This window comes from Kribbella rubisoli, from assembly GCF_004217145.1.
GTDB classification, from domain to species: domain Bacteria; phylum Actinomycetota; class Actinomycetes; order Propionibacteriales; family Kribbellaceae; genus Kribbella; species Kribbella rubisoli.
The window spans coordinates 442351-466755 of record NZ_SHKR01000016.1 but is presented as its reverse complement, the minus strand read 5'-3'; the positions used below and the strand labels follow the sequence as shown (position 1 = coordinate 466755).

20 protein-coding genes are annotated in these 24405 nt (G+C 68.4%); 7 read left to right on the top strand and 13 right to left on the bottom strand.

What is annotated here, in order from left to right; genetic code table 11:
• Window positions 1–289: 289 nt before the first annotated feature.
• Window positions 290–1075 (bottom strand): ArsR/SmtB family transcription factor, encoded by a 786-nt coding sequence (locus EV645_RS34890; protein WP_130448329.1) that lies wholly within the window; start codon window positions 1073–1075, stop codon window positions 290–292.
• A 105-nt stretch (window positions 1076–1180) separates the two neighbouring features.
• On the opposite strand from EV645_RS34890, the gene EV645_RS34885 reads away from it, so the two are divergent.
• Genes EV645_RS34885 through EV645_RS34875 form a run of 3 tightly spaced genes read left to right on the top strand, consistent with a single transcriptional unit; the run spans window position 1181 to window position 3481 of the window.
• On the top strand, window positions 1181–1972 hold the full coding sequence (locus tag EV645_RS34885) for a GNAT family N-acetyltransferase (protein ID WP_130448328.1): 792 nt from the start codon (window positions 1181–1183) through the stop codon (window positions 1970–1972).
• A 24-nt stretch (window positions 1973–1996) separates the two neighbouring features.
• Entirely contained in the window at window positions 1997–2740 is a 744-nt protein-coding gene (locus tag EV645_RS34880) for an SDR family oxidoreductase (RefSeq protein ID WP_130448327.1), read from the top strand.
• Between the two features lie 3 nt (window positions 2741–2743).
• Window positions 2744–3481 (top strand): MerR family transcriptional regulator, encoded by a 738-nt coding sequence (locus EV645_RS34875; RefSeq protein ID WP_130448326.1) that lies wholly within the window; start codon window positions 2744–2746, stop codon window positions 3479–3481.
• Here EV645_RS34875 and EV645_RS34870 read toward each other — a convergent pair.
• Complete coding sequence (locus tag EV645_RS34870) at window positions 3423–4988, bottom strand: adenylate/guanylate cyclase domain-containing protein (protein WP_130448325.1); 1566 nt, start codon at window positions 4986–4988, stop codon at window positions 3423–3425. The genes EV645_RS34875 and EV645_RS34870 overlap by 59 nt on opposite strands.
• Window positions 4989–5141: 153 nt before the next feature.
• On the opposite strand from EV645_RS34870, the gene EV645_RS34865 reads away from it, so the two are divergent.
• A complete protein-coding gene (locus EV645_RS34865; RefSeq protein ID WP_130448324.1) occupies window positions 5142–6920 on the top strand; it encodes a M1 family metallopeptidase in 1779 nt (592 codons plus the stop codon).
• Here EV645_RS34865 and EV645_RS34860 read toward each other — a convergent pair whose 3' ends face one another.
• On the bottom strand, window positions 6921–7781 hold the full coding sequence (locus tag EV645_RS34860) for a GNAT family N-acetyltransferase (protein ID WP_130448323.1): 861 nt from the start codon (window positions 7779–7781) through the stop codon (window positions 6921–6923). It abuts the gene before it with no gap.
• 106 nt (window positions 7782–7887) lie between these two features.
• Between EV645_RS34860 and EV645_RS34855 the strand changes: the two genes are divergently transcribed.
• Entirely contained in the window at window positions 7888–8580 is a 693-nt protein-coding gene (locus tag EV645_RS34855) for a GntR family transcriptional regulator (protein ID WP_130448322.1), read from the top strand.
• Here the strand turns inward: EV645_RS34855 and EV645_RS34850 are convergent.
• From EV645_RS34850 to EV645_RS34820, 7 genes are all read right to left on the bottom strand, one after another.
• Window positions 8562–10331: a gamma-glutamyltransferase family protein gene (locus EV645_RS34850; protein ID WP_130448321.1), complete on the bottom strand. Its 1770-nt coding sequence runs from the start codon at window positions 10329–10331 to the stop codon at window positions 8562–8564. The two genes, EV645_RS34855 and EV645_RS34850, sit on opposite strands and share 19 nt — an antisense overlap.
• Window positions 10328–11323 (bottom strand): ABC transporter ATP-binding protein, encoded by a 996-nt coding sequence (locus tag EV645_RS34845; protein ID WP_130448320.1) that lies wholly within the window; start codon window positions 11321–11323, stop codon window positions 10328–10330. The genes EV645_RS34850 and EV645_RS34845 overlap by 4 nt, the downstream gene beginning before the upstream one ends.
• Window positions 11323–12300, bottom strand: a complete 978-nt coding sequence (locus tag EV645_RS34840; RefSeq protein WP_130448319.1) for an ABC transporter ATP-binding protein — start codon at window positions 12298–12300, stop codon at window positions 11323–11325. Before EV645_RS34840 ends, EV645_RS34845 begins: the two co-directional genes overlap by 1 nt.
• A complete protein-coding gene (locus tag EV645_RS34835) occupies window positions 12297–13169 on the bottom strand; it encodes an ABC transporter permease (protein ID WP_130448318.1) in 873 nt (290 codons plus the stop codon). Before EV645_RS34835 ends, EV645_RS34840 begins: the two co-directional genes overlap by 4 nt.
• A complete protein-coding gene (locus tag EV645_RS34830; RefSeq protein WP_130448317.1) occupies window positions 13169–14122 on the bottom strand; it encodes an ABC transporter permease in 954 nt (317 codons plus the stop codon). The genes EV645_RS34835 and EV645_RS34830 overlap by 1 nt, the downstream gene beginning before the upstream one ends.
• Window positions 14119–15810, bottom strand: coding sequence for an ABC transporter substrate-binding protein (locus EV645_RS34825; protein WP_242000847.1), 1692 nt, complete (start codon window positions 15808–15810; stop codon window positions 14119–14121). Before EV645_RS34825 ends, EV645_RS34830 begins: the two co-directional genes overlap by 4 nt.
• A gap of 180 nt (window positions 15811–15990) precedes the next feature.
• Complete coding sequence (locus EV645_RS34820) at window positions 15991–16491, bottom strand: GNAT family N-acetyltransferase (RefSeq protein ID WP_242000846.1); 501 nt, start codon at window positions 16489–16491, stop codon at window positions 15991–15993.
• Between the two features lie 422 nt (window positions 16492–16913).
• Between EV645_RS34820 and EV645_RS34815 the strand changes: the two genes are divergently transcribed.
• On the top strand, window positions 16914–17372 hold the full coding sequence (locus EV645_RS34815; RefSeq protein WP_130448316.1) for a DUF4232 domain-containing protein: 459 nt from the start codon (window positions 16914–16916) through the stop codon (window positions 17370–17372).
• 65 nt (window positions 17373–17437) lie between these two features.
• On the opposite strand, the gene EV645_RS34810 is transcribed toward EV645_RS34815, so the two are convergent.
• From EV645_RS34810 to EV645_RS34800, 3 genes are all read right to left on the bottom strand, one after another.
• Window positions 17438–18613, bottom strand: coding sequence for an SWIM zinc finger family protein (locus tag EV645_RS34810; protein ID WP_242000845.1), 1176 nt, complete (start codon window positions 18611–18613; stop codon window positions 17438–17440).
• Window positions 18610–21459, bottom strand: a complete 2850-nt coding sequence (locus EV645_RS34805) for a DEAD/DEAH box helicase (protein WP_242000844.1) — start codon at window positions 21457–21459, stop codon at window positions 18610–18612. Before EV645_RS34805 ends, EV645_RS34810 begins: the two co-directional genes overlap by 4 nt.
• Window positions 21460–21587: 128 nt before the next feature.
• Window positions 21588–23459 carry an ABC transporter ATP-binding protein gene (locus tag EV645_RS34800; protein WP_198682085.1) on the bottom strand — a complete coding sequence of 624 codons (1872 nt, stop codon included), beginning with the start codon at window positions 23457–23459 and terminating at the stop codon, window positions 21588–21590.
• 165 nt (window positions 23460–23624) lie between these two features.
• On the opposite strand from EV645_RS34800, the gene EV645_RS34795 reads away from it, so the two are divergent.
• The gene (locus EV645_RS34795) at window positions 23625–24395 is read left to right on the top strand and encodes a TetR/AcrR family transcriptional regulator (protein WP_130448313.1); all 771 of its coding nucleotides are present in this window, start codon (window positions 23625–23627) and stop codon (window positions 24393–24395) included.
• Window positions 24396–24405: the final 10 nt, after the last annotated feature.

Sequence of the window (24405 nt, the reverse complement as noted above, 5' to 3'; positions counted from 1 at the left end):
CCCTTGTGCACCAAAGGCGCACTGTCAGTCGGTCTGGGTGCGGTTCTGGTGCACAAGGTGGTGCGGCGGGACCGCTGGCCGCGCGGGACCGCTGGCGGCGCGGGACCGCTGGCGGCGCGGGAACGCTGGCCGCGCGGGGGCGCTCGGCCCTGAGGCATCACCTTGTGCACCAAAGGCGCACTGTCAGTCGGTCTGGGTGCGGTTCTGGTGCACAAGGTGGTGCGGCGGGACCGCTGGCCGCGCGGGACCGCTGGCCGCGTGGGGGCGCCCGGCCGGGGCGCGAGCGCTTCTAGTGCACGGGGGAGAGTTCCAGGAAGGATTTCAGGTCGGCCAGCACGGCCGGCCACCCGTCTTGGATCATGGTTCGCAGCACACTGTCCGGTTCGAAGCCGCTGTGGATGACGGTGAGCTTCACCTTGTCATCCACCGGCTCGAGCTCGAACGTCGCGGTGGACAGCGGCTCGCGGCTGGTCTTCTCGTACACGTCGTCCGACAGATCGACCGCCTTCGCGAACTCCGGCGTGATGTGGTGCCAGGCATACGACAACCGGGTGTACGGCGTGTGCTCGACCACGACCTGCCCCGGCCCGGCCATCGTCACCTCACCCATGTGCCAGACGATCTCCGAACCGGGCTTCCAGTCGGTCTCGTGCGACAGGTTCCAGTACTGCTCGGTGAACTTCGGCTCGGTGAGCGCCTGCCAGAGCCGCTCCGGCGTGGTCTTGATGTAGGTCGTGTAGACGAAGTCGTTGTCGCTCATGGTCGGTTCGGCCTCCAAAGCCGTCTTGAGGTCGGCGAACATCTGCGCCCGCCGACGGTCGTACTGCGTGATCCAGCGGTCGGCGATCGCGTTGATCGGCTCGGCGTTGAGGTAGTGGAGCTTCTCGCGCCCGCGCCACACGGTGGTGACGAGGTTGGCGGTCTCCAGGATCGTGAGGTGTTTGCTGACCGACTGCCGCGCCATGTCCAGCCCGGCACAGAGCTCGCGCAGGGTCTGGCCGTTGCGGGCGTTCAGCATGTCGAGCAGCTGCCGCCGGCTCGGGTCGGCCAGCGCCCGGAACACCTCGTCGTCCATCACGCCTCCGACCGTTATGCAGCCGTCCGGCTGCATAAATACAATAGGCAGCCAACGAGCTGCATGTCAAGGGAACTCGATTGACGCGACGGTGAGGATGGAGGTGTGGACATCACGAGCCTCGGCTACCGCACCGACCTGTTGCTGCTGGAGCTGGGCGGAAGCACCTTCCGCGACACCGGCGAGTACGTCGTTGTGCGTACGCCGGCCAACCCGGGTTTCTGGTGGGGCAACTACCTGCTGTACCGCACGCCGTTCGCGCCGGACGACACCAAGATCCGCCTGGACGACTTCCGCCGCGAGTTCCCGGCCGCGAAACACGTTGCCCTCGGCATCGACAGCGTGGACGGCGAGGTCGGCGCGGAGGACGAGGTGACCGCCGCCGGCTTCGAGATCGACCGGAGCGTCGTGATGACGGCCGAGCGGGTCGTCCCGCCGCCGCGGCCGAACACCGAGGCGACGTACCGCTTCCTGGACAGTGACGACGACTGGGCGCAGCTGTTCGATCAGAGCCTGGCCACCGCAAGCATGACCGTCGACGCCGCGTACGAGGAGTTCACCCGGCGCAAGACGGCCACGCAGCGCGAGCTGGTCGATGCCGGCCACGGCAAGTGGTTCGGCGCGTTCGAAGGCGATCGGCTGCAGAGTTCGCTCGGGTTGATGTTCGACGGCAAGGGCGTCGCGCGTTTCCAGAATGTGCAGACCTCGCTCGAGGATCGCGGTCGCGGTCTGGCCAGCACACTCGTCCATCACGCGTCGACGTACGGGCTGACCGAGGGCGGCGCGCGGACGCTGGTGATGGTCGCGGATCCGGACTACCTCGCGATCCGGATCTACCGCTCGGTCGGATTCAACGACACCGAGACCCAGCTTCAGTTCGCAGTCCCACCTGCGTGACCGCCGCATGACAGAGTAGGGCGCATGACTGTCGGACGTGGGGTTGTGCTCGTCACGGGTGGGAGTCGCGGGATCGGCGCGGCCGCTTCACTTGCGCTCGCAACGGACGGCTGGGACGTCGGCGTGAACTACCGGACGCAGGCCGACGAGGCCGCCCGCGTGGTGAAGGCGTGCGAGGAGCTCGGCCGGCGCGCGATCGCCGTACAGGCTGATGTCGTGGAGCCGGATCAGATCGAGCGTCTCTTCGACACTGTGACGGCCGAGCTCGGTCCGATCGGTGCGGTGATCAACAACGCCGGAGTCGTCTCACCCGGCGGCCGCGTCGCGGAGTACGACGCCGAGCGCCTCGATCGGGTGTTCCGGATCAACTCGATCAGCGCATTCCTCGTCGCCGGTGCCGCCGTACGTCGGATGTCCACGGCGTACGGCGGGAACGGCGGCGTGATCGTCAACGTGTCCTCGCGCGCCGCGGTCCTCGGATCGGCCGGCGAGTACGTCGACTATGCCGCGAGCAAGGCAGCCGTCGACGCTCTGACCACAGGCCTGGGCAACGAGGTCGCGAAGGAAGGCATCCGGGTGCTGGGTGTGCGCCCCGGCCTGATCGAGACCGATATCCACGAGGCGGGCCGGCTGGATCGCCTCGGTACGACGACTCCGCTGGCCCGTCCCGGGAAGGCGGAGGAGGTCGCGGAGGTGATCGCGTTCCTCGCCTCGGACCGCGCGTCGTACATGACGGGGACGACGGTCGACGTATCCGGCGGCCGGTGAGCCATGGGGCTCCGGCCGGTTGATCTGGCGCGCCGGGCCGGGGTGTCGACCCAGCTCGTTCGCAACTACGAAGCGGCCGGCATCCTGCCTCCCGCGCCGCGGTCGGACACCGGCTACCGGCAGTACGGTCCGGAGCACGTCTCGGCCCTGTTGACGTATCGCGCGCTCGCGCCGGGCTTCGGCGCGGAGACCGCCACCGAGATCATGCGCGCCGTCCACGACGGTGACGAGGCGCTCGCCTACCGCCTCGTCGACGCAGCTCACGCCGCACTCCACGAGCAACGACTCGCAACCGATGCTGCGAGCGATGCTCTAGCGGCATTGGCCGCGCAGCAGGTCGACGAGTTCACCGGTCCGTCGCTGCTGGTGGGGGAGTTGGCGCACCGCCTCGGCATCCGTACGTCGGCGTTGCGGGTCTGGGAGGCGGCCGGGTTGCTGGCGCCGACGCGCGAGCCGGGCACGAAGTACCGGCGCTATGGCCCCGAGCAGGTGCGCGACGCCCGCATCATCAACATGCTGCGCCAGGGCCGGTACTACTTCGAGCAGATCAGGCCGGTCCTGGACGGTCTACGCCGGACCGGCAGCACGGAAGCCTTGCGGACCGCCATCGCCGAGCGCCGGGCCGCCCATGACCGGCAGACGAAGGCGATGCTGTACGGCGCAACCCTGCTGTACGAACTGATCACGGAAACGCAGCCGGCACAGCAAGACGAGTCGGCAGCAACCGCCCCCGCACAGTGACGAGGTCGCTCTGCAGCCAGTGATCGGACTCGGTCGGCGTCGCCTCCTCGACCGCTGCCATCGAGGCGATCAATCGCCCAGGAGCGGACTTCGCAAGCTCGCTCAGCCGCGCCGCCTCGTTCACCGGATCGCCGATCACGGTGTACTCGTGCCGCCGTACGTCGCCGACCGTGCCGGCCACCACGATCCCGGCCGTCACGCCGATCCCGGCGATTGCCTCCGGCAACTCCTCGTCGAGCCGACGGGCCAGCTCGCGCCCGGCGCACAACGCGCTGCCGGCCGGATCCGCGAGCTCGGCCGGCGCCCCGAAGATCGCCAGCGCCGCATCACCGGCGAACTTGTTCACGAACCCGCCCTGCCGGTCCACCTCGTCGACCACGATCGCGAAGAACCGGTTGAGCAGCTGCACGACCTCGGTCGGCGGCCGGTTCATCGCGAGCTCGGTCGAGCCGATCAGGTCGACGAACAGGACCGCGACGTACCGCTCCTCGCCGCCGAGCCGATCGCTGCTCAGCGCCTCCTGCACGACGTCAGGACCGACGTACCGGCCGAAGACGTCACGGATCCGCTCGCGGTCGCGCAGTCCTTCGGCCATCCGGTTGAACCCGGCCTGCAGCGAACCCAGCTCGGTGCCGTCGAAGACCGGGATGCTCACGTCGAGCCGGCCTTCGCCGATCAGACTGAGTGCGTCCCGCACCGACCGGACCGGCGCCACGACGGACTTCGCCGACAGCATCGTCAGCAGCCAACCGTTGCCGAGCGCCACGATGCCCAAGGCAAGGATCACGATCGCGAGCCGCGTCGACGTGACATCACCCTCGATCAGCGCGAGTACGGCGGCCAGCATCAGCCCGGCCACCGGTACGGCGGAACCGACCGCCCAGAAGAAGACCGTCCGCGCCTTCAACCCAGCTGCGAGCAGCCGTCGCGGGGGCGGCGAGTTGACCAGCGCCCGCGCGGCGACCGGCCGGAGCGCGAACTCGGTCAGCAGATACGAGACCGAGCAGGTGATGATCGCACCATCGATGACTGTGAGGGCGACGCGCAGTGCGTTCTCCGGCTGCATGATCACCGTCATCACGGTGAACACCGCGGCGGCAACCAGCCAGAGCAGCACCTCGATGAGCGTTAGTCGCAGCGGCAGTTGCAAGGTGGCGATCTGCTCCTGACGGGTGGCCGGCCGCTCGAGCTCGACCCAGCGCGTCACCCGACGCGTCATCCGTGTGCTCCAGACGCATCCGACCGCGATCGCGACCACGAAGTACGCCGGGATGATGATCGCGTCGGCGAGCTGGAGCTGATCGATCAGCGACGGACCCGGGAGCACGTAGACCGCGAGGATGAACACGACCAGCGCGCCGATCAGGTTGGTGCCGATCGAGAACGTGGTCATCAGGAGCTGGAGGCGGAAACGCAGCCGCCGCGTGCTCTGGTCGGCCGGACCGAGCAGCCAGGATCCGAACGGCCGCCTCTTCAGCACCAGATCCGGATTTCCCTGGGTCATCATGGTCACAGTCTGCTAGGTGGCACCCCCATTTCCGCAACCTGTGTCAGGACCGAAGCAGGGTTTTGGCACGGTGGTGCGGCTGGCTCAGATCGGACGTCCGATCGGGTTGGGACCTGGGTACTGTTCCCCGGACGCCTCACTCGGGGAGCTTCCGTGACGCACGATCGCCACTCCTACGCCGAGCCTGCCTTGGTTCGGACCACCCATCTCGAGCTCGACCTCGCGCTCGACTTCGACGAGAAGGTGCTGGCCGGTAGTGCCACGCACACTCTCGCCTGGACCGGCACAGAGTCAGAGAGCGGTGACCGCCTCGTCCTGGACACCCGCGACCTCACCGTGCTGGGGGTCGAGGGTCAGACGGCCGACGGCTGGGAGCCGCTCGAGTACAGCCTGGCCGTTCCGGACAAGGAGCTCGGCGCCGCGCTGACGATCCGTACGTCGAAGCACGCGCGGGTCAAGGTGAGCTACCGGACGGCGCCGACCGCGACGGGTCTGCAGTGGCTTGAGCCCGCGATGACGGCCGGCGGCGTCATGCCGTTCATGTTCAGCCAGTCCCAGGCGATCCACGCACGCAGTTGGGTCCCGGTGCAGGACACGCCGAGCGTGCGGTTCAGCTACGCGGCTCACGTGACCGCGCCGCCGGAGCTGATGGTGCTGATGAGTGCCGACAACGGTACGACGTCGCGCCGGACGGGCTCGTACGACGTGGTGATGCCCGAGCCGATCCCGTCGTACCTGCTGGCGATCGCGGCGGGCGACCTGGTTTTCGAGCCGCTCGGCGAGCGGTCCGGCGTCTGGGCGGAGCCGGCGACGGTGCGGCAAGCGGCGACCGAGTTCTCCGACACCGAAGAGATGATGCGGGTCACCGAGGAGCTGTTCGGCCCGTACCGCTGGGGCCGGTACGACCTGCTCGTGCTGCCGCCGTCGTTCCCGTACGGCGGCATGGAGAACCCGCGGATGACCTTCGCGACGCCGACCGTCGTGATCGGGGACAAGTCGCTGGTCAGCGTGATCGCGCACGAGCTCGCGCACAGCTGGTCGGGCAACCTGGTCACGCAGGACAGCTGGGACGACATCTGGCTCAACGAGGGCTTCACGTCGTACGTCGAGAACCGGATCGTCGAGGCTGTCTACGGCACCGAGTTCGCGCTGATGGAGACCGCGATCAAGCAGCACGCGACGGTGGTGAAGCTGGACCCGCTGACGCCCGCCGAGCTGGCGGTCGAGCTGCCCGGCCTGCACCACCGCTCGGAGTACCACGGGAAGACGTCGACCGGCCCGCTGAAGGGGTCGTGGTTCCTGTCGTGGCTGGAGGAGCGGTTCTCGCGCGAGGTGTTCGATCCGTTCCTGCGCGGGTACTTCGACCGGTTCGCGTTCCGGAGCATCAACACCGACAACTTCGTCGAGCACCTGCAGGAGCACCTGCTGTCGCAGCACCCGGACGTGGTGACGGCCGACGAGCTGGCGGCGTGGCTGTACGAGCCCGGCATCCCTGCTTTTGCAGCGCGCGCCGTGTCGCAGCGTTTCCAGGTCGTTGACGAGGCGCGTGACCTCTGGCTGAAGACGGGTGAGCTGCCGCAGGGCGCGGGACAGTGGACGACGCAGGAGTGGCTGCGTTTCCTCGACGCGGCCCCCGACGTACTGAGCCCGCTTCTTCTGCAGCAGCTGGACCGTGCGTTCGGTCTGACCGGTACCGCGAACGGCGAGATTGCCCGCCGCTGGTACCAGATTGTCGCTGCCAGCAGCTACGAGGCGGCGTACGCCGAAATGGCCGAGTTCCTCACCAAGGTGGGCCGCATGAAACTGGTCCTCCCGGTTTACCAAGCCCTGGCCGGCACCGACCGAGCCTTCGCCGCCGAAGTCTTCGAAAAGGCCCGCCCCGGCTACCACCCGATCACCACCGCGGCAGTCCAGCGGATCCTCGGCCAGTAGTCAGAGGTCCAGCTTGCGGCGGTTGACTTCGTAGCCTGGGCGGTAGCCGAGGCGGGTGTTGGTTCGGCGCATGGCGGTGTTGGTGTCGACGGTGTCGGTGAGGAGACCGTCGAGGTCGGGGAAGCGGTCGCGGGTCTCTTGGATCTGCGCGGCCTTCATCCAGAGGGCGAGACCGCGACCGCGGTGGGCGGGGAGTACGGCGGTGCCGTAGAGCTGCGCGTCGCCCTTCCCATCGCCCGGTACGACGACCTCGGTGAAGCCGACGATCTGCCCGGTCTCGTCAAGGGCTGCGACGACGGACAGATGGTCGCCGCGTTGGGCGATCACCTGCGCGGCGTGCCGCGTCCGCTCGACGTCCCACACATCGGCGCCGACTGAGATCGTCCCCGTCGGCGCATCATCCATCCCGGTGCGCGCGTCGGTGAACGACTGCGCCAACTCATCCGGTACGACGCCCTCCCACGAGATCAGCCGGTACCCCGGAACCTCCGGTACGCCGGGAATCGCGCCGGACAGGTCGAGCCGCGTGTAGATCAGCGTCAGCCCGATCTCGAACCCGTGATGCGCGAGGAACTGGTCACCGACCGATTCGACGTTCACATCGGTGAGCAGCGTCCGGACCTCGTTGTCGCGCGCCCCGGCGACGACCGAGTCGAGCAACTGCGACCCGATACCGCGGCGCCGCTCGGCCGGGTGCACGGTGAGCTCGAACTCGCCCAGATGCGAGTAGTTGGGCCGGCTGTCGAGCCGCAGGAACGCGGACCCGACCGGCGTGCCGTCGTCCTCCGCAGCCAGCCATGCGATCCGGCGGCTGGAGGGCCGGCGGTCGGGATCGGTCAGAGGAATCAGTCGGATGCTCAAGCCGACAACCTAACGCGCTGGCGGGATCACGTGCTGCCGGTCGGTCGATCGGCTACCGTGGCGCGCAGATCAAACGGGGAGAGGCGAACGGGGAGAGGAGCCACGGGTGGAGCAACTGGGCGGGGAGGCCACGCGAGACCAGGTGATACGCACGATCGGTGCCGATCATGTCGCGCTGCGCGAGCAGGTGCTCGCGGAACTGCGCCGGCGCATCATCGACGGCGATTACCGCCAGGGGGAGCGGCTGACCGAAACCCGGCTCGCGGACGACTTCGGTGTCTCGCGGAACCCGGTGCGTGAGGCGCTCCGAGTGGTCGAGGCCGAAGGCTTCGTACAGATCCTTCCGCGCCGTGGCGCCGTCGTCGCGACCCTCGACGAAACCGCGGTCCGCGACCTGTTCGCCGTACGGGAGCAGCTCGAAACGCTAGCCGCCGGTCTCGCGGCAGAGCGCGCGACGGCCGAGGGGATCGCGTCGTTGCGCAGGCTGATCGACGACGCGAGCAAAGCCACCGAGGCCGAGGACTTCGACCGGGTCGCCGAGCTCAACAGCGCGTTCCACCGGGCCGTGATCGAGGTCAGCGAGAACCGCTGGCTGCACTCGATCTCGTCCGCGATGTACTACCACGTCCACTGGGTGTTCCGCGTCGGAGCTGCCCAGCGCGCACCGCACTCGTCCGAGGAACATGTCCGCCTCGTCGACGCCATCGAAGCGCGCGATGCAGCAGCCGCCACCACGGCCGCCCGCTTGCACGTGGAGGCGGCCGCGAAGGCGGCGTTCGGTCAGCGTCCGACCGCGTAGCCCTGCATCCCGCGCGGGTTGGCTGCCGCGGCGAGCACCCCGTCGGCTTCCTTCCGTACGGCGCACAGCCGGCCGAGGCTCCACGCATCGGAATCGGTGACGACATGCCCGCGTCGTACCAGCTCGTCGCGGATGTCCTTGCCGACCCGGGTCTCGATCGTGAGGCCGCCCGGCTCGGTGGCGCGCGGGTAGAAAGACGAGGGGAAGCCGGTGGTGTGCCAGGCCGGCGCGTCGATCGCCTCCTGCAGATCCATCCCGGCGCCGAGGTGCCGGAGCAGGAACAGCAGCTGCCACTGGTCCTGCTGGTCGCCACCGGGTGATCCGCAGGCCATCAGCGGCTCGCCGTCACGGAGTACGAGCGTCGGCGTCAACGTGGTGCGCGGCCGCTTGCCCGGAGCGAGCGAGGCCGGCAGGCCTTCCTCGAGCCAGAACATCTGCCCCCGGCTGCCGAGGCAGAACCCGAGCTCCGGGATCGTCGGCGAGGACTGCAGCCAGCCACCACTCGGCGTCGCGGAGATCATGTTGCCCCACTTGTCGATCACGTCGACGTGGCAGGTGTCACCGCGCGTGACGCCACCGGACGACACTGTCGGCTCGCCGGTGGTGGCATCACCTGTTTCGTTGCCCGTTCTGTTGCCGGTGGCAAACGACGGGAGTCGCGGCTCGCGCCCGTCCGGACGACCCGGTCGCAGGTCGAGCGAAGCGTCCGACCCGATGAGCTTCGCCCGATCGGCGGCGTACCCGGGCGAGAGAAGCGTGTCGAGCGGTACGTCGGCGCCGTCGCCGTACCAGGCCTCGCGGTCGGCGTACGACAGCTTCATGACCTCGACCGTCGCGTGCACACCCTCGGCGCTGTCCAGGTCGACGTCACCGAGAGCCGAGAGTACGGCAAGGGACTGCAGCAAGCCTGGGCCTTGGCCCCAAGGACCGGTCTTCGCGACCGTGTACCCGTTCCAGTCGTACGTCGCCGGGTCCTCCCAGGTCGCCTCGAACGCCGCCATGTCATCGCCCGTGATCAGTCCGGCGTGGTCCTCGCCGCTGGAGTCGCGGTGCGGCAGCCGCGCGAACTTGTCGACCGCCTCAGCGACGAACCCTTCCCGCCACGCCTTCCGCGCCCGCTCGATCTGGGTCTGCCGGTCCGCGCCGGCCGCTTCGCCCTCGACGACGAGCTTCTCGAGCGTCGCGGCGTACCCCTCGTTGCTGAACCGTCCGCTGACCGGCCGACCGTCCTTGAGCCAGAGCGCGGCCGACGTCTGCCAGTGGTTCTCGAACAGCTCCTGCACCGTGCTGATCGTGTCCGCGATCCGCGGCACCAGGGGATGACCGTTGCGCGCGTACTCGATCACGGACTCCAGTACGACACGCAGCGGCAGCGTGCCGTGATCGCGAAGGAGGAGCAGCCAGGCATCGACGGCACCGGGAACGGTCGCCGCCAGCGGACCCGAGCCGGGGACCAGCGTGAGGCCGAGCGAGCGGTAGTGCTCGATCGTCGCGCCGGCCGGGGCGACACCTTGACCGCACAGCACGCGCGGGGCGGGGTCGCCGGCGGTCGCGATGATCGCCGGCACCTCACCGCCGGGCCCGTTGAGGTGCGGCTCGACCACGTGCAGCACGAATCCGGCCGCGGCGCCCGCGTCGAACGCGTTCCCGCCGAGCTCGAGGATCCGCATGGCCGACTGCGACGCCAGCCAGTGCGTGGACGAAACCATCCCGAACGTGCCGCGCAATGTAGGCCGGGTGGTGAACGTCATCGGGCAACTCCCTTTGTTGGTCGTACGTCGGGTCCGGTGCCGTCGTCGTTGACGAGGTGACAAGCCACCTGGTGTCCAGCCTCGCCGATCGTGCGCGTCACCGGCACGACTGTCCGGCATTTGTCCACGGCAACGGGGCATCTGGTGTGGAAGCGGCACCCGGGCGGCGGGTCGATCGCGGACGGCAGGTCGTCGCCGAGCAGGACAGGCCTTCGGGCACGCTGCTCGGCTGGATCGGGTACGGGCGCCGCGGACAGCAGCGCCTGCGTGTACGGATGGGACGGGTTGCCGAAGATGCGGGCGCGCGGACCCTGCTCGACCAGTTGGCCGAGGTACATGACCGCGACCTCGTCGGCGAGGTACTCGACCGCGGACAGGTCGTGGGTGATGAACAGACACGCAAACCCGAGGTCCCGCTGTAGATCGGCGAGGAGGTTGAGTACCGAGGCCTGCACCGACACGTCCAAGGCACTGGTCGGCTCGTCGGCGACTAGTAGTCGCGGCTCGGAGATCAGTGCGCGCGCAATGCTGACCCGCTGTCGCTGACCGCCCGACAACTCGTGGGGTGCGCGCTGGGCGACCTCAGGGCGCAGACCGACGCGACGCAGTGCCTCACGAACCTTCGCCGGAATGTCTTTGCGCCGCATCAATCGCAGCGGCTCGCCGACAATGTCGCCGACGGTGAACCGAGGATCGAGCGATCCAGCTGGGTCCTGGAAGACGATCGAGACATTACGGCGGTGCTGGCGGAGCTGACGGCGGGACAGATGCGTGATGTCGACTCCTGCCAGCTGGACCGTTCCATCGGTGGGCTCGAGCAACCGGACGATGCACCTGCCCACGGTCGACTTGCCGCTGCCGCTCTCGCCGACCAGCGCGACCACGGAGCCTTGCTTGATCCGGAGCGTGACGCCGTCGACGGCGCGCACCGGGCCGAAGTGCATGACGAGGTCCTCCACCTCCAGGGCCAACTCCACGGCGGAAGATTCCATCAGACCTCCACGGCTTCCCGGACCGGGTGCCAGCACGCGACCCGATGTACGCCGGCGGTGAGCTCGGGCTGTGACGTCGTACAGGAATCGTCGGCCCGGGAGCAGCGGTCGGCGAACGTACAGGCGTCGGGCTGCTCGGACAGGACCGGCACCAGGCCGGGGATCTCGCTCAGTCGATGCGTCTCCGCGTGGCGTCCGGCGGCCGGGGACGCGCCGAGCAGCCCGACCGTGTACGGGTGCTGGGGCTTGGCGAAGATCTCGTGCACCTCCGCGGTCTCGACCACGCGCCCGGCGTACATCACCGCGACCCGGTCGGCGAGGTCCGCGACGACACCGAGGTCGTGCGTGATCAGCACGATGCTCGTGCCGAGGCGTTCGCGCAGTCCTCGCAGTACGTCGAGGATGCCGGCCTGGATCGTGACGTCGAGCGCTGTCGTGGGCTCGTCGGCGATCAGGACCTTCGGGTCGCAGGCGACGGCCATCGCGATCATCACCCGCTGGCGCATGCCGCCGGAGAGCTGGTGCGGGTAGTCGCTGATGCGGCGTTCCGCGGACGGGATGCCGACGAGCTTGAGCAGCTCGATCGCGCGGGCCTGTGCTGCCTGGCGGTTCAGGCCGATGTGCGTTCGCAGTACCTCGCTGATCTGGTGGCCGACGGTGAAGACCGGGTTCAGCGAGGTCATCGGCTCCTGGAAGATGTACGCGACCTCGCGCCCGCGGATCGAGCGGAGCGTGCGTTTGTCCGCGCCGATCAGCTCGGTGCCGTCGAGCTGGACCGAGCCGTCGACAGTCGCGGTGCGGGGGAGTAGACCGGCGATGCTCATCGCGGTGACGCTCTTGCCGCAGCCGGATTCGCCGACCACCGCGAGGACTTCGCCGTCCGCGACCTCGAAACTGACCTGGTCGACCGCCGACAGCCGGCCGTCCTCGGTCCGGAACGTGACAGACAGGTCTTTGACTGCAAGGACAGGTCTCATCGGCGGCTCGCCTTCGGGTCGAGGGCGTCGCGGAGGCTGTCGCCGACAATGTTGAACGCCAGCGTCAGCAGCATGATCGCGACGCCGGGCATCACGGCGGCCCAGGGTGCCTTGGAGGCGAACTGCTGGGCGTCGGCCAGCATCGTGCCGAGGCTCGGCGCCGGCGGCTGGATGCCGAGGCCGAGGAAGGACAGCACGGCCTCGCCCAGAATCGCGGCCGGGATGCCGACCGTGGCCTGGACGATCACCGCCGAGCCGGCGTTCGGCAGGATGTGGCGGCCGAGGACCCACGCATCACTGGCGCCCTCGACCACCGCGGCGGCGACGAAGTCGAGCGACTTCAGCCGCAGCGTCTCCGAGCGGACGATCCGGATCATGCCGGGGATCTGCGCGATCCCGATCGCGATCGCCGCGTTACCGAGGCTCGCGCCGCGGATCGCGGCCAGGCCGACCGCGAGGATCAGGAACGGGAACGCCAGGACCAGGTCGGTGAGCCGCGAGATCAGCGCGTCGACCGTCCGGAAGTACCCCGCGATCAGCCCGAGCGGTACGCCGATCACCAGCGAGAACGCGACCGCGAGGATACCGACATGCAGCGACGCACGCAGGCCGAACATGATGCGCGACAACACATCCCGGCCGAGGTCGTCGGTGCCCAGCAGATACCCCGCCGTGCCCGGCGGGGCGAATGCGTTGCCGAGGTTCGTCTGGGTCGGTTCGTGCGGTGCCAGCCAGTTCGCGAACACCGCGAGGATGACGGCGATCGCGAGTACTGCGAGTCCGGTCAGCGCGAGCGGGTTGCGGAACACCCGGCGTACCACTCGGCGGCTGTTGCTCCGCGGAGGGGCTATCGCCTCGGCGACTGCCATCACGCCTCACCTCGCACACGGATCCGCGGGTCGATGACGGAGTACAGGAGATCGACGAGCAGGTTGATCACGATGTACGCCGTCGCTGTGACGAGCACGACCGCCTGGATGACCGGGTAGTCACGCTGGAAGACGGCGTCGACGGTGAGCTTGCCGAATCCGGGGAGCGCGAAGATCCGTTCGGTGACGACGGCACCGGAGATCAGCGCTCCGAGTTGGAGTCCGACGATGGTGACGACGACGATCAGACTGTTGCGTAGGGCATGCTTTCCGATCACTGCCTTGGGCGGAAGGCCCTTGGCTTCCGCCGTCCGGATGTAGTCGGCGCTCAGCGCGTCGAGCATCGACGATCTGGTCTGGCGCATGATGACGGCGGCCAGGCCGGTGCCGAGGATCAGCGCGGGCAGGATCAGATGGTGGAGGTTGTCCACCGGGTTGGTGAAGAACGGGACGAAGCCGGAGGCAGGAAAGAGGCCGAGGGCAACGGACAGGTACAGGATCGCCATCAGCCCGAGCCAGAAATGCGGCACCGACAACCCCAGGAGTGCAAGGGCGTTCGCGGCCCACTCGGCCGGCCCACCACGTCGTACTGCGGCCACGACTCCCGCGCCGACGCCGATGACGCCGGCGATCAGGATCGCGAGCACCGACAATTCGATGGTCACCGGCAACGCGCTGAAGATCATCGACCGCACGGGAGTGCCCGTCCGGATCGACTCGCCGAGATCGCCGCGGGCAGCGTGACTGATGAACTGCCAGAACTGCACCAGCCACGACTGATCCAGCCCGTACTGCTGCCGGATCGCCCGCAGCGACTCGGGGTCGCGATCCTCCCCGGCCAGGGCCAGCGCCGGATCGCCCGGCAACGCTCGTACTCCGACGAACACCACGATCGTCGCGAGCACGAGCGTCACCACGCTCTGCCACAGCCGGTTGAGGAGGTACCGCCTCACTTCGCGAATCCCGCGAAGGCTGTGCGGATCACGCCGTCCGGATAGACCTGGATGCCTAGCAGCTTCTTGGAGACACCGGTCAGGTTGCGCTGGCGGTACATGTAGATGATCGGGTCGTCCTGCTGCAGCTTGGTGACCACGTCGCCGTACAGCTTGACGCGCTGCGCCTGGTCGGTGGACTGACGCGCGTCGGTGAGGAGCTTGTCGAGGTCCGGGCTGCTGTAGCCGGAGACGTTCTGGCTGCCGGTGGTGCCGACGAAGTTGAAGATGTTGGCGTCGGGGTCGACCCGGCCGGACCATCCGAGCTGCAACAGTTCGAAGTCACCACGGTCCTGCTGATCGAGCAGCGCGGCGTATTCGACCGGCTTGATCACCAGGTCGAATCCGCCCTCCTTCACCATCCCCTGCAACGCCTGGGCGAGCCGCAAGCTGTCCGGGTTGTTCGACGTCACCATCTCGACCTTGTACGGCGTGGTCACGCCCGCATCGGCGAGCAGCTGCTTGGCCTTCGCCGGATCGTGCGCCGGGCAGACCTGCGCGGCGTCCGAGGTGAACTCGCTCTTCGGGGAAACCGGGGAGCAGGCAACGGTGTTGAGTCCGCCGAAGAGCGACTTCACCAACGCGTCGCGGTCGATCGACAACGCCAGCGCCTGCCGCACCCGCGGGTCCTTGGCGATCGGCGTACCGAGCGACTTGAGCGGGTTCCCGATGCCGTTCGCGTTGCCGATGTTGATCGTCAGGCCCTGGTACCCGAGCGACTGCGACTGCAGCACGCTCACACTGTCGTCCTTCTGCAGGGCAGGGGTGTCCTGCGTCGACAACGAGTCGGCCACCTGCGCGTCGCCGGACTTCAGGTTCGCCGAGCGGATGCTCGAGTCGGTGATGATCCGGTACTCGATCGCGTCGAGGTGCACCTTCGCGGCGTCGTAGTACATCGGGTCCTTGACGACCTTGATCGAGTTCTGCGCGACGCGGCTGGCGAACTTGAAGGGGCCGACGCAGACCGGTGCGTTGGAGAAGTTCGCACCGAGCTTCGCGACCGCGGCCGGGCTGAGCACCATACCCGCCCGGTCGGCCAGCGCGGCGGTCAGCGGCGCGAACGGCTTCGACAGCTTGATGACGACCGTCTTCGCGTCCGGTGTCTCGATCGAGGTGATCGGGCCGAGCTCGCTCTTACGGGCGGAGCCGGCGAGCGTGAGGTCGCGGTTCAGCGAGATCTTCACTGCGTTCGAGTCGAACGTGCCGCCGTCGGCGAACTTCACGCCCTGCTTCAACGGGATCGTCAGGCTGAGGCCGTCGGCCGAGATCGTCGGGAGCGCGGTGGCGAGCTGCGGCACGACCTTCGCGTCGGAGCCGAGGTCGTAGAGCTTCTCGCACATCGTGTGGAAGACGTACCGCGAGTAAAGGCTGCGCGACAGCGCCGGGTCGAGCTTGTCCGGGTCGGCGGACAACGCAACGGTCAGCGTCCCGCCCTGCTTGACCTGCGCGGCGTCGGCCGGCTCTCCGAACACATCCTGTCCGGTCGGTGCCTGCGTGCCGCTGCTGCTGTCGTTTCCGGCAGGCTCGACGGGGGAGCAAGCTGTGCCGACCAGGGCCAGCGCGATGACGGCGGCGCCGATCCCGGCCATCTTCGGGCGGCGGTTACTCAAGGTGAAACGGTTCAGCGAGAGCGGAAGTCGACGAGTCATCGCGGGCTCCTGAGTAGGCGGTTCCGTCGACTGTTTCATGTATACAAGGTGGGTGCGCAAGTGATTCGGCGAGTTTGGCTGAACCTTTTACGACCGCTCGCCGTACTCGCAGTGGAACGTTCAGTGCCGACGACCGCACGGGTCGCCGGAGGCTGGAGCACGGCCTCCGGCGACCCGGTCTCAGACGGTGACGGGGTACGTGAGGTCCCCGGCCGGTACGGCGTACCCGTCGAACGCGAGCGCCATCAGATGCGGCCCGTCGTACTGCGGGTGATGGACACCGAACTCCGTCGCCTGCCGGAATCCGAATCGTGGGTAGTAGGTGTCGTGTCCGAGCACGACAACCGTCCCTTCGCTACGATCACGCGCCGTGGCCAGCGCGGCCCGCACGGCCGCACCGCCGGCACCCTGTTTCTGGTACTGCGGAAGCACGGCGACCGGCCCGAGTGAGAGGACCGGGCTGTCGCCGATGTGGCAGCGGGTGAGGAGGGCGTACGCGACCGGCTCGTCGGCCGGGGTGGTTGCGACGATCAGCAGGCCGGGGATCCAGGCGACCGGGTCGGCGCGGTGCGCGTCGAGGAAGTCGACCTCGAATTGCTTACCGAACGCCAGCCGGGTGATGTCACGGACGGTTTCGATATCGGACGGCGTCTCGACACGGGTGTTCCAGGTGATGGACAACGTGGTCCCTTCGAAGATCAGTTGATGAGTTGAGTGACCGTGTGGGCTGCCGGGCGTGCAACAGCCCGAGATGGCGCGGTCATCAACTCACCTCCTCCTTCGAAGTCGCGATCAACTTTAGCTGGGTGTGAGGCGTCAATCATCCTGAATTCGTCAGCTGAACAAGGGGAACTTCAGTGAACGTTGTCTGCGGGAACCGTAAGAGTCGGGGCAGCTGGAGAAGATATGCCCTCGGGGCCGGCGCGGTCGCCGCACTCCTGACAACCGCCGCGTGCGGGTCAGCGAATGCGTCGGACGGGAGCAAACCCACGGACCAGCAGAGTGCCACGACCTCGGCGAGCGCAACGACCTCACCGACGGCACCGACGGCTACGAGCCCGGCGTCGACGCGCCCGGCGAAATCGACTGTGAAGCCCTCGAAGATGCCCACCGACGACGCCGGCGTCGACCTGTGCACGATGGCGGACCTGACCTTCACCGTCACGAACTACGACGCGCCAGGCGACGACGTGCGCCACCTCATGCTGGTGGCCATGAACAAGGGGGCCAAGAAGTGTGATGTCCAGGGCTATCCCGAGATCACGCTGGGCGACGCCAAGAGTTACGCCCCGGTCAAGGAGGCGACCAACTCCGGCGAGGCAGTGACCCTCGCTCCCGGCGAGAAGGCCTACGCAGGTGTGCTCGCCACCGGCGGCCAGATGGACACCTATACGGTGAAGCTCATCACCGTCGGACTCGGCAGCCCCGGCGGCGAGGCGGAGCCGGAAAAGGCGGTCAAGGTGAAGATGCCTGTCACCTCCTTCGAGGCGGACGACGGCCAGCGCGTCACGTACTGGGCAGGCACCGAGGGCCTCGCCATGCGCCCGGTCACCCAGTCCTGACCGACGACTTGGGCCACACCGGCCGCACCACTGTCACCACCCGATGACCAGCGGCCGCGCCGGGCTCACCACTCGATGACCAGCGGATCCTTGGACGGCGTGCCGGCCGGGATCCAGGTCGCGTCGACGAGCCGGTACGGGTGCCAGCGGCCGTCGTGGTCGAGGCGGAGCTGGGTGTCTGCGCCGATCGTCAGCTGGTTGAGGGCTGTGGTGACGGCCAGGTCGTCGTCTGCTGCGAGCAGCTCGGTCCGGGCCCGGTTGAGCTCGGCCGGGTCGGGTGTCCAGGTGTGCTCGAGTACGTCGAGTCCGGGCCCGCCACCGTACCGCCAGGCTTGGATGCCGAGGGCAAGGTCTCGTCCCGTTCCCTCGGTCAGCGGTGCGGTGAGCTCGGGGAAGTCGGCGGCCAGGCGGACGGCGTCCTGCCATTCGTCGAGCAGTTGTGGTTCGCGCGTCCCGCGGAGGAGCGCGTTGAGGATGGCTCGTGCCCGGCGGGCGGCGTCGAGGACGAGAAGCTGGAGGACCGCCGGCCCGAAGCCCTCCGGCGGCTCGATGCCCGTGACCGCGAGCTCGTCGCCGCTGACCTTCGCGGGCAGCTCCGGCACGTCGGGCAGCTCGGCGGGTGTGCTGGCGAGAACGTCGGCCACCGAAACGCCGGCCTCGGTCGGACGGGTCGCCGACAGCTGAAGCTCGTCAAGGAGCGCGTCGCGAGTGCGACCGCGAAGCAGGAGCAGGACGAACGGGTCGGCGTCGAGAAGCCACGCGACCTGATAGCACAGGGCGGCCGCGTGCTGGCAGGGCAGCTCCCATGCGTCGCAGGTGCAGCTCGGGTCGAGGTCGCCGATGCCCGGCAGGAGCGTGACTCCTGCGTCGGCCGCGGCCTCGACCAGGTCGTGCGGCATCTCGCCGTCCAGCAATGCGGCGATGTGGCCGGCCCGCGCCGCGACCTGCCCACTGAACCGGTGCCAGTCGTCGGAACTCAACTCGTCGACACGGACGACGGACTCGTAGGTGTCCTCGGGGGAGTACACCGTGGCCGCGGTCCGGCCCGGGCTGATCGTGATGGTCCCGACCTGCCCCGAGTTCGCGTACCTGCGGCCCTTGCGCAGTTGGTCGGAGTCGAGCGACGTGTCCTCCATCGCCTGCACCCAAGCCCGCGCCCACCACGACCGCCCCCGCGTACTCCGCTGCTGCCGCGCGAACGCCGGGAATCCTTGGGCGTCGTTCATCTGCGCGTCGTTCATCGCAGACCTCCCCGCAGCTCGACGAGATCGGCGAGCTCCGTGTCGGACAGCTCGGTCAACGCAGCCTCGCCACCACTGAGCACGGCTTCGGCCAGCTCGCGTTTGGCGGCGAGCATCGCGGCGATCCGGTCCTCAATGGTGCCTTCGGCAATCAATCGGTGAACCTGCACCGGACGGGTCTGCCCGATCCGGTACGCACGGTCGGTCGCCTGATCCTCGACGGCCGGATTCCACCAGCGGTCGTAGTGCACAACGTGATCGGCGCGGGTCAGGTTGAGACCGGTGCCGGCGGCCTTGAGCGAGAGGAGGAAGACGGTGACCTCGCCCGCCTGGAACCGGTCGACCATCGCCTCGCGCTGCGCGACGGGCGTGCCGCCGTGGAGGAGTTGGGTCTGGATGCCGCGTTCGTCGAGGTGGCGCTCGAGCAGGCGCGCCATGGCGACGTACTGGGTGAAGACGAGGACGGCGCCGTCCTCGGCGACGATGGTCTCGAGGAGCTCGTCGAGGAGTTCGAGCTTGCCGGAGCGACCGCTGAGGCGGGCCTTGTCGCTCTCCTTCAGGTACTGCGCCGGGTGGTTGCAGATCTGCTTGAGGCCGGTGAGCAGCTTCACGATCAGGCCGCGTCGCGCCATCTGGTTGCTGGCGCGGACCTCAGCCATCAGCTCGCGGACAGTTGCCTCGTACAACACGACCTGCTCGCGCGTGAGCGAGACGGGCTGATCGGTCTCGGTCTTCGGCGGTAGCTCCGGCGCGATGCCCGGGTCGGACTTCTTGCGTCTGAGCAGGAACGGGCGGACCAGCTTCGCGAGCCGTGCGGCGACCTCCTCGTCCTTGTCTGCCTCGATCGGCGCGGCCCACTGGTTGCGGAACGTGCCGAGTCGTCCGAGCAGCCCGGGCGTCGTCCAGTCGAGGATCGCCCACAACTCGGACAGATTGTTCTCGACTGGTGTGCCGGTCAGGGCGACCCGCGCTTGTCCCGGCACGGTGCGCAGCGCCTTCGCCGTACCGGATGAGGGGTTCTTCACGTGTTGCGCCTCGTCGGCGACCACCAGGCCCCATCGGTGATCGGCCAGCCGTGCGGCGTCGCGGCGCAAGGTCCCGTACGTCGTCAGGACGAAACCGTCCTGGGCGTCGTCGAGTGAGCGTGCGGTGCCGTGGAATCGTCGTACCGGCGTGCCGGGGGCGAATCGTCGGACTTCGCGCTCCCAGTTGCCGAGGAGCGACGCGGGGCAGACGACGAGGGTCGGGCCGGCGGTGTCCGTGGACTCCTGGCGGTGGAGATGGAGTGAGATGAGCGTGATCGTCTTGCCGAGACCCATGTCGTCGGCGAGGCAGGCGCCGAGGCCGAGCGAGGTCATCCGTGCGAGCCAACGCAGGCCGCGCAGTTGGTAGTCACGCAGTGTCGCCTGGAGTCCGGCGGGTGCTTCGATGGGCTCATCGGCGCGGTCGGGGTCGGCGATGCGAGCGCGGAGATCGTCCAGCCACTTGGCCGGGGTGACGGCGATCTGGCGGCCGTCGATCTCGGTGGTGCCGGTGAGTGCGGCGCCGAGGGCGTCGATCGGGGTGACTGGTTTGAGGATGCGTTCGCGGGCTTTGCGGGCGAGCTCGGGATCGATCAGCATCCACTGGTCGCGCAAGCGAACCACCGGGCGGGTGGCTTCGGCGAGCTGGTCGAGCTCGGCCTCGGTCAGCGGGTCGTCGCCGACGGCGACCTGCCAGCTGAAGTCGAGCGTCTTGTCGCCGCCGAAGAATCCGGGGAGGCTGCTCGGCGGTCCGTCCGCGGAGGTGATCGCGGCGCGGGCGGTGAGCTGACGCCCGAGACTCCGCGGCCAATGCAGATCCACCCCGGCCGCCGTCAACCGCTGCGCCGATCCCGCGAGCAGGTCGGCGACCTCTTCGTCCGACAGTTCCATACGGTTTGGTATGGCGGAGTCCAGCAAGCGCTGGAGCGCAGGCCAGACCCGCGCGGCACGACGGATCGCGAGCGTCGCGTCAATCCGAGCTCGCGGCCCGAACCCGGCCACGTCCTCGGCCCACACGTCGTCTGCGTCCCGCACGAGCGTCGGGTCCTTCAGGCTGTGCAGTTGAACGACGGCGCTGAACGCCAGCGAGTCCGCCAACTCGATCCGCAACGAGATCCGCACCCCGCTGTCGAGCCCCGCAGAAACCTCATCCGCCCACCCCCGCAACCGCTCCACCCGCTGCGGCGCCCGCGTGGTGAACAGATTCGTCTGATGCGCCCTCCCCGCCGCCGGAGACCGAGGCATCCCATCCGCAACCGCGTCCAGAAACTCCCGCAACAAATCCTCCGCAACCGCCACCCGCACCTCCCCGGACGAGAGCGCGGACGCGGACCCGGCGCGGACCTCGGTCGAGCCGGGCGTGGCTCCGGCCTCGGGGGAGCTGGAGGTGGTTGGGAGGGGGAGGGCTCGGGCTGACGGTGGCATGCCCTCGGCGAGGGTGAGGATTCGGGTGATGTCGTCGGTGTCGAGGGGGCCGACCCGCCAGGCGTCGTACCCGTCGGGGGAGACGCCCGGAAGAAGCTTGCCCCGAGCAATCAGCTGGAGTGCCAACAGTGAAGCCCCACCCCAGAACGCCGCCGACGGATGAGCACCTGCCGCCCGCCGCATCCGTCCCAACACCGCAACCGCGTCGCCGACCGGCCACTCGATCGCCCGCACCGACTGCAGCCGGGAATCGACAACCAACTGCAGCTCGACCTGCTCGCCGACTCCTAGAGGCAGTTCACCGCCGGAAGGGTCCCAGAAGGCAACTCGCCCTGTGCGCGGTGGATCCGCCGGCCGGAAGACCACCGCGTATCCAGCCAGCTCCTGCCTCGTGCCCACCAACCCGACAACCTCCTGTCCAACCGTCAGTACCAATGACGCCATCCCGCTGGCGGGATATTTGACTGCTGACCTGCTATCTCCGGCTACCCGTCACACAACCCGCTACGGGTGCCCAAGGCAACCATCTACACCGGGACAGCATCGGCACCGGGCTGGTCGAACTGCGTGCGGTACAGCTCTTCGTACCGCCCGCCGGCCGCCAGCAACTCCGCATGCCGACCGCGCTCCACGATCCGCCCAGCCTCGATCACGAGGATCTGGTCCGCGGCACGGATCGTCGACAGCCGGTGCGCGATCACCACCGCCGTACGACCAGCAAGCGCCTCCGTCAACGCCGCCTGCACCGCAGCCTCATTCGTCGAGTCCAACGCGGCAGTCGCCTCGTCGAGGATCACGACCCGCGGCTGCGCGAGCAGCAACCGCGCGATCGTCAACCGCTGCCGCTCACCACCCGACAGCCGATACCCGCGCTCACCGACGACCGTGTCGAGCTGATCAGGCAACGACCGGATCAGCTCGCCCAACCGAGCCCGCTCCAACGAATCCCACAGGTCCTCCTCGGACGCCTCGGGACGCGCGAGCAGCAGGTTCTCCCGGATCGAATCGTGGAAGAGATGACCGTCCTGCGTCACCATCCCGAGCGTCGCCCGCAACGACTCCGCGGACACATCCCGCACGTCGGCGCCGGCCAGCTTCACCGACCCTGCGTCCACGTCGTACAACCGCGGAATCAGCTGAGCGATCGTCGACTTCCCCGCACCGGACGACCCGACGAGCGCCACCATCTGCCCCGGCTCAGCGCGGAACGAGACGTCATGCAACACCTCGACCCCGCCCCGAGTGTCCAGCTTCGCGACCTCCTCAAGCGAAGCCAGCGAGACCTTGTCCGCCGACGGATACGCGAAGCTCACATCCGCGAACTCCACCGCCACCGGCCCCTCAGGAACCCGCTGAGCGTCCGGCTTGTCCTTGATGAGCGGCTCCAGATCCAGTACTTCGAAGACCCGCTCGAAGCTCACCAGCGCCGTCATCACCTCGAGCCGCGCACTCGCCAGCGCGGTCAGCGGCGCGTACAACCGCGTCAGCAGCAGCGCCATCGACACGACCGCACCCGCATCGAGCTGATCCCGCAGCGCGTAGAACCCGCCGAGTCCGTAGACAACTGCGAGCGCCAGCGCCGACACCAGCGTCAACGCCGTCACGAAGATCCACTGCACCATCGCCGTCCGTACGCCGATGTCCCGCACGCGTCGCGCACGGATCGCGAACTCGAGCGACTCCCGCTTCGGCCGCCCGAACAGCTTCACCAACGTCGCCCCCGGCGCCGAGAACCGCTCGGTCATCTGCGTGCTCATTGTGGCGTTGTAGTTGGCCGCCTCCCGCTCGAGCGACGCCAACCGGCGCCCGACCCGCCGCGCCGGAATGACGAAGACCGGCAGGATCACCAGCGCGAGCAGAGTGATCTGCCACGACTCCCGCAGCATCACCACAAGCGTCAGCACGAGCATCACCAGGTTGCCGACCACACCGGACAACGTGTCGCTGAACGCGCGCTGCGCACCGATCACGTCGTTGTTCAGCCGGGAGACCAGCGCGCCGGTCCGCGTCCGGGTGAAGAACGCGATCGGCATCCGCTGGATGTGGTCGAACACCGCCGTCCGCAGATCCAGGATCAGTCCCTCACCGATCTGCGCCGACAACCACCGCGTCAGCATGCTCAGCCCGGCCTCCGCGATCGCGATGACCGCGATCAGCACCGCGAACCGCAGTACGACGCTGAACGCCTTCCCGCCGACGATCGCGTTGACCACCTCGCCGGCCAGCACCGGAGTCGCCACCGCGAGGACGGCGGCGCCGACGCTCATCACGAGGAACCAGATCAGCTGGGTGCGGTGCGGGCGCGCGAACGCGAGGATCCGCTGCAAGGTCGCCTTCGAGAAGGGACGTTTGTCGTCCTGCGCGTGCATCGCGTGGTACAGCGAGTTCCACGCGGTCATTTCCATACTCACAGCTGTGTCTCCAGGCTCCGCTGAACCGATCGATCGTGGACCGTCGATGATTCCGTGCCCCACCGACAAAACCCGACGCTAGAACCTCGACAATGATTGAGGTCAACTGCGTACACTGTACGAAGTATAACCGATCCGGGAAGAACGACGCCGATGAATCAGGAGTACAGCGGCAGCGGCGACCCCGCGAAGAGCCTCGAGCTGCTCTGGCGGCGCCGTCCGCAACCGACCCGCGGACCGAAGCCGGCGCTGACCGTCGACCAGATCGTCACGGCCGCGCTGAAGGTCGCGGACACCGATGGCCTCGCCGCGATGTCGATGCGCCGGCTCGCCGACGAGCTCGGCGTCGGCGCGATGACGCTGTACCGCTACTTCCCCGGCAAGGGTGAGCTGCTCGACGTCATGCTCGACACCGTGTACGGCGAGCTGCCGCGCCGCGACGTACCGGGGGAGTGGCGGGCGAAGCTCGACGAGGTCGCCCGCGAGAACCGTGAGCTGTATCTCCGGCACCCGTGGATGCTCCAGGTCGCGATCAGCCGCCCGCCGCTCGGTCCCAACGTGATGGCGAAGTACGAGTGGGAGCTGAGTGCGGTCGAGGGGATCGGGCTCAGCGATGTGGAGATGGACTCGACCGTCGCGCTCGTCAACGGTTACGTGCACGGCGCAGTACGAACGGCGGTCGAAGCGCGGCAGGTGATCCTCCGATCCGGTATGACGGACAAGGAGTGGTGGCTGGCGCATGTCCCGCACCTGGATCAGATCAGTGACCTGGCGAAGTTCCCGCTGTCGGCACGGGTCGGTACCGCGGTCGGGAGTGAGTTCGACGCGCCTTATGATGTCGATCATGCGTTCGAATATGGTCTGGAACGCCTCCTGGACGGCGTTTCCGCGCTGGTGGTGAACCGGTCTGCACCGGAGGGGTAAATGTAGTTGT